Here is a 4,031-nt window from a genome sequence, read left to right on the forward strand (position 1 = left end):
TGTTCGCTGATGGCGCGCAGCTCCTGGCGCGGGCTGAGCCCGGCGGCGGAGGGGACGGCGATGCCGGTGTCGATGCGGCGCTTGAGCCCGGCGACGCGGACCATGAAGAACTCGTCGAGGTTGGAGGCGAAGATCGCGGCGAAGCTGGCGCGTTCCAGCACGGGAAGCGTTTCGTCTTCGGCGAGCTCCAGCACGCGTTTGTTGAACAGCAGCCAGCTGAGTTCGCGGTCGAAGAAGCGGTTGTCGGGCAAAGGTTGTTCGGTGCCGTCCGATTCGCGCTTGTCTGATTTGTCGGTTTCGGCGATGTGCTCTGCGATCTGGGATCGCAGGATCGCCTTGGAAGGTGCGTCGAATATTTGGGCCATGTATACCACTGTATGCGAAATGCGGTGTGACACGGCAGGGCCCATGGCAGAATTCAACAGCTATTCATGTAGGGATGGTCGCCGGGCCGCCGCGCCTGCGTGGCTGGTGGCGGCTGATGGTGGCTGATGGTGGCTGGTCGGGCCGATGGCGGGCTTTGGACGGCGAGTTTTGGGTGGCGGGCCCATAAATAATGGACTGTAGACACGAGAAAGCCCCCATTCGGGGGCTTTCTCGACAAGACCAAAATCGGGAGCAGAATCTCTGCACAACATCCTCGTTGCAACGGTAAGTCTATCCAATACCCGCTCAACGGAACAGTCCTCGTGACCATAACCTTTGTGGGTCTGCTCTGTTCATTTGTTCTTGTAGCTCACACAATAGCCGCTATGGGGAGGGTGTGCAAATTGACTTCTGCGAACATGCAGACGCTGTTCGATCAATCATGGAATGATATGTTTTTGGCGTTTTACTGTGCGCTTGTCTCCGTGGATGCGAACAGCTTTGTGACTAATCGTGGCTGGACCGATTGACGATCGCGAAAGGCTCGGAGTGTCGCGCTGCGGCCGTGTTCGATCGCACAACATGACTTCCTACGCAAACTGGGTGGTTCGTGCATCCATATCGATCTGTGCGCGGATGAGGCCCCGACTCGCCGATAACTGCGTTCAGCGGGGGCCATTCGACCACAATGCCTTGCCGGCCTGGCGGCATCGGGGCAACGGCTGTTCCATCGAACTATGACAGTATCCTCATATTCGGCATCCATTCCCACGCCGCCTCCGCGCTACTACCCGGATGAGCGGGATGAGCGATTCATGCCCGCGGCGCATTCGCCGCGATCGCGCAGGCGAATCGCGCATCCTCCCATGCAACAGGCCGATGAGGAGCCCCGGCGCTTGCCTGAGCTTAAGACCGACGTGGATGATCGCGACAATCTGGTGACATGCGTATGCCCGAGCGGCGGGGCCGGGCTCAGCGTGACCGCCTCGCTGCTGGCGCTTTCGCTGGGCGATCGGGGCAGATCATGCGCGTTGGTGGATGCCGATTGCATGGCCGGCGGTCTTGACGTGCTGCTGGGCATCGAACGCGAACAGGGCATGCGCATGAGCGGCATCGAGGCGCCGCTCGGCAAAATCGAGGGAGAGGCGCTGGTCCAGGAACTGCCCTGCTGGCAAAATGTGCGCGTATTGGGCTCCGATCCCTGGAACGGCGGCGCCGCCCAATGGTGGGAGGTGCAGGCGGCCATCGACGCGCTGGTCCAGACGCAGGATGTGGTGGTGGTCGACGCCGGCCGCGGTGCATGTCTTGACCAGATTCCGGCGTTGGCGCGCTCGCCGATGCTGATGCTTGTCGAGCTTACCGTTCTGGGATTGGCCCGTGCCCGGTCAATGATGAAGACCATTGCCCGGACCCGGGGGAGAGGAAGCGATTCGGAGGCGTTGTGGCTGCTGGGCATGCATCCGAGGGGCTCGCCGCAACGCAGCCGGCGGATCGGCGTCGCCCAGGCGGCTGATTATCTTGGCCACGAGATTGTGGCGGCGCTGCATCCCCGAACCGCCCTGGCGGGCGCATTGCTGGACGGCGTCGGAATCGCGAAGGTTCCGCGGGAGTACCGCAGGACCTTCGAGGCTTTGGCGAATGGCGTGGAAGCGGTGATCGGCCGTGGCGCTGCATGATGATTCGGACTCCGGCATCCATTTCGGGCCATTGGATGTTCTGGCCAAGGATCCTGCCGTTACGGACGTGGCCGTCACCTGCGATGGCACGGTGTGGGCGGATCGTGGCGAAGGCATGCAGGAGCAGCGGTTGGGCGTGCCGTTGCGTGGGCCGCAGACGTTGCGGGAATTCGCGGTGCAATTATGCTCGCAACTTGGGCGCCGTCTGGATGACGCCTGTCCCATCGCCGACGCATCCACGCCCGGCGGCATCCGCGTCCATGCGGTGATCGCTCCGCTGGTGCCGTTCGGAGCGTCGTTGTCGATACGATTTCCCGATCGAACGGGCGCGCGGCTGAACGATCTGTATGCGGCCGGCATGATGCCGCCGCAGTGGGTGACTATGCTGCGCAGCCTGGTGTCACGACGCGCGAGCGTGCTGATCACCGGCGGCACGGGCACGGGGAAAACCACACTGCTGAAGGCTCTGTTGTCGGACTGTCCGCGATCGGAGCGCATTGTCACCGTGGAGGAGGTTCGTGAACTTGGCGATTGCGGGCATCGCAACCATGTGTCGCTGGTTGCGCGTGAGGCGAATGTCGAAGGCGCCGGCGAAGTGGATCTTGCCCGGCTGGTGAAGGCGACGCTGCGCATGCGACCGGATCGTGTGGTGCTGGGAGAGTGCCGCGGCGAGGAGATCGCGGATCTGCTGAGGGCGTTCAACTCCGGGCATCATGGCGGCATGGCCACGTTGCATGCCGATGGCGTTGCTCGTGTGCCGTCTCGCCTGGCGGCGCTTGGCCTGCTGGCGGGACTTGATCCGATGGCTTTGGCCATGCTCGCCGAAGGGGCGTTTGACGTGGTGCTCCATGTGGAACGGTATGGCGGAAGACGTTTGATTGCGCAGATCGGGCGTTTGGCGATGGGGCATGACCAACGGCTGGTTGGCGTGCCATTGGCTGTGTGGGATGGTGCTGGGGAGCCGGATTACACAGCCTCCTGGGATCGGTTTGCCGCGAGATGGGGGATTGATGCCGTCGTTGCCGACCGCCGGAAGCGGGGAGCCTGAGATGACGTCGTCGCTCGTGGCGCTGTCTGTCGCCATCTTGGCTGCCGTGGCCGTGCTGGTGTGGCCCTCCCGTTCGATGATGAATCTGAGGAGGTTGATTTTCAGTGCTCGTCGCGAAGCGTACCGTCCCGTGCGGATCGGCATTGCGGCGTCCCTGTCGGCGATGAGTGCGGCTGTACGCAACGGGTCGTCGCTGTCGTATGCGGTGGAAGAGCAGGGAGGACTGCGGTTTTCCACTCCGACGATCACGGTATGGCGTGCGGAGAGGGTGCTGCGAAGACGCGCGGAACCCGAGGAGCGTGATGGGGTGATCGCCGAAGTGGCGCGTCAGCTCACTGCCGCGTGTGTGCTGAGCCGCGAGCTTGGCGGCGGTGCGGCGAAGTGCCTTGACGCGGTGGCGGCGACATATCGCAGGGCTCGGCTGATGAGGGATCGCAAGCGAGAGGTGTTGGCCGGTCCGCAGGCTTCGGTGCGGTTGCTGACGGCGCTGCCGGTGCTGACCGTGATGGCTGGCGAGGCGTTGGGGGCGCGTTCGCTGCAATGGCTGACCGGATCGAATGTGGGATTGACGTGCCTGGTGGCGGGGGTCGGTCTGTATGCGGGCGGGCTGCTGTGGATGAGACGTCTGATCCACGCGCTGGACGTCGGGATGAATAATGGGCAAGGACGGCCGTCATGATCGGGATGCTGGAGGTGTCATGGCTTGCCGTCGGGGCCGGTGTGGCCGCGGGCATGGCTGTGGATCTGTGGAATCCCCCGGACAGGGCATTGGTGCCGGTGGCGGACGGTGCCTCCGGCCGGCGCGACGCTGACCGTGCCGGCTTCGATGCTGACGCCGATGCCGTGCCCTCTGTCACCATACTGCTTGAAATGATGGCTGCGGCGATTCATCAGGGTGCTTCCATTCCGCGTGCCATGGAGGTTGTGGGCGAATCATGGGG

3 protein-coding genes and 2 pseudogenes are annotated in these 4,031 nt (G+C 63.5%); 4 read left to right on the forward strand and 1 reads right to left on the reverse strand.

Going from position 1 to position 4,031, the window contains the following annotated elements; all coding sequences use genetic code 11:
- Nucleotides 1-365 (reverse strand): annotated as a pseudogene (locus B2994_RS03265) (RNA degradosome polyphosphate kinase); the annotation flags it as partial.
- A gap of 738 nt (nt 366-1,103) precedes the next feature.
- On the opposite strand from B2994_RS03265, the gene B2994_RS03270 reads away from it, so the two are divergent.
- From B2994_RS03270 to B2994_RS03285, 4 genes and pseudogenes are all read left to right on the forward strand, one after another.
- Nucleotides 1,104-2,042 (forward strand): hypothetical protein, encoded by a 939-nt coding sequence (locus B2994_RS03270; RefSeq protein ID WP_291526956.1) that lies wholly within the window; start codon nt 1,104-1,106, stop codon nt 2,040-2,042.
- A gap of 16 nt (nt 2,043-2,058) precedes the next feature.
- Nucleotides 2,059-3,090 carry a CpaF family protein gene (locus tag B2994_RS03275; RefSeq protein ID WP_291526967.1) on the forward strand — a complete coding sequence of 344 codons (1,032 nt, stop codon included), beginning with the start codon at nt 2,059-2,061 and terminating at the stop codon, nt 3,088-3,090.
- Between the two features lies 1 nt (nt 3,091).
- Nucleotides 3,092-3,769, forward strand: coding sequence for a type II secretion system F family protein (locus B2994_RS03280; protein ID WP_291526957.1), 678 nt, complete (start codon nt 3,092-3,094; stop codon nt 3,767-3,769).
- A pseudogene (locus B2994_RS03285) lies at nt 3,766-4,031 on the forward strand (hypothetical protein); the annotation flags it as partial. The gene B2994_RS03280 and the pseudogene B2994_RS03285, both read left to right, overlap by 4 nt.

The sequence above is a fragment of the Bifidobacterium sp. UBA744 genome, assembly GCA_002298605.1.
In the GTDB taxonomy this organism is placed as follows: Bacteria; Actinomycetota; Actinomycetes; order Actinomycetales; family Bifidobacteriaceae; genus Bifidobacterium.